This window comes from Thermostichus vulcanus str. 'Rupite' (genome assembly GCF_022848905.1).
Classification (GTDB): domain Bacteria; phylum Cyanobacteriota; class Cyanobacteriia; order Thermostichales; family Thermostichaceae; genus Thermostichus; species Thermostichus vulcanus_A.
In genome coordinates this window covers 1-1,399 of sequence record NZ_JAFIRA010000115.1, presented here as the reverse complement: position 1 = coordinate 1,399, position 1,399 = coordinate 1, and the positions used below count along the sequence as shown (strand labels likewise).

General features: G+C 49.0%; 1 protein-coding gene. It reads right to left on the bottom strand.

Annotated elements, in window-relative coordinates; genetic code table 11:
* Positions 1-509: 509 nt before the first annotated feature.
* Positions 510-761, bottom strand: a complete 252-nt coding sequence (locus JX360_RS17375; RefSeq protein WP_244353506.1) for a hypothetical protein — start codon at positions 759-761, stop codon at positions 510-512.
* Positions 762-1,399 lie beyond the last annotated feature (638 nt).

Genomic DNA, 1,399 nt, shown 5'->3' with positions numbered 1-1,399 from the left:
AGCGGCAAATCTACTTGAGGGGTGGCCCTCCGGTAATCTAGCTCGGTGCCAGGTCCCTATCCCATCCAACCCCCTGCCTCTAAAAAAAGGTGGGGGGTTTTAATTTCGTGGGGATTCTAGTTCCCATGGTGTAGCAGTACGTGTGTATTTTGAACTCGATTTGATAGGTACGCTATAGAGGGTAGCGACGGCCAAGAGGAACCAAAGCCGAGAGAGGGTGCAGAGGGAGCGAATTTCAGATTTCTGGAGATTCCACCCGTTGGATGGGTCATCGAGAAACGCTTCCTCAATGTCGAAGTGCAAGCCATATTCCTCAAAGGTGTGCAGGCAGGTGGGTTCATCGCTGGCGATAGCCCAAAACTCGCTGTTGACGCTGTTGTAGCCAAAGGCGATGGGCGGCTTGGTAGAGCATCTCCCGTTACTCCGACGGATCCACGGCGGTGCCGGAGCACCTGCCAGACCACGGGCAAGGCCCGACCTCGATGTAGGCGGATCAAGCAATACTCATCTCAGAACAGCGAGGTGTCCAAACTCAGGTACGAACGGTCCTTATCCCAGTGGGCTAATGCTGCCTGAATCAACGGCTTATACAGGCAATGAACGTTGATACGACTGTTGTGCAGCCAGCGGCTGAGCTGTCGTTGTTTGCTTTGTGCCTGTACCCCTTGACACGGCACAGAGGGGAGCCAGCATGTCAGGTTGACCTTTCCCCGCCGGAGCAAGGCCACCACCATCCACAGGCAGGTCGTCAGATGCGCCACAGACCCCTCCCTTAATTTAGGCGATAAGTCCTCCGCTACAAATTGTCGAAAATCATCCCCTTTCATGGATTGATTAACAATCTTTGTGGCTATAACCTTTTCTCTGTTGATAGCTCCTATTAAGGTCAGCTTCTCTCCTCTGTAGGATTCCCTTAAAGTGATCGCTCTTGTCCCCCATAAACTCCTTACCATACCTCTTGCCATCCTTACTCAAAAGCCTGTCTCATCAATAATTAGCTGGAACTTCTCGTATCTTCTCCCAGTAATCTAAACATTGTTCTTGAACCTCTTGGCTGGCAATCTTCTTTCCCCGATATGTCTTTTTTTAGTTTGGCTCTCTTGACATTTTGGTGTCGATAGTATAGTGAGATGCTGAGTTCCACGACGAACATTGGTTCCTCTTGATAAGTTATTGGGTCTTGCTGGAGTCAAAACCCAAGAGTTTGTAGAGTTAGAACACCGCGTTGTCCTCAAATAGAGCTGAATACTAACGAGAGGATTTATCCTCATTTTGAAGGAATATTCAACCGTCAGTTTGAGCAGCGACAAGCAAAAAAGCCCAAGGATTTCGGCTCAAGAAAATCAGTATCGACGAGATAAATATGTGACAGTTATCAGCGATTTGGAGAATCATTGCC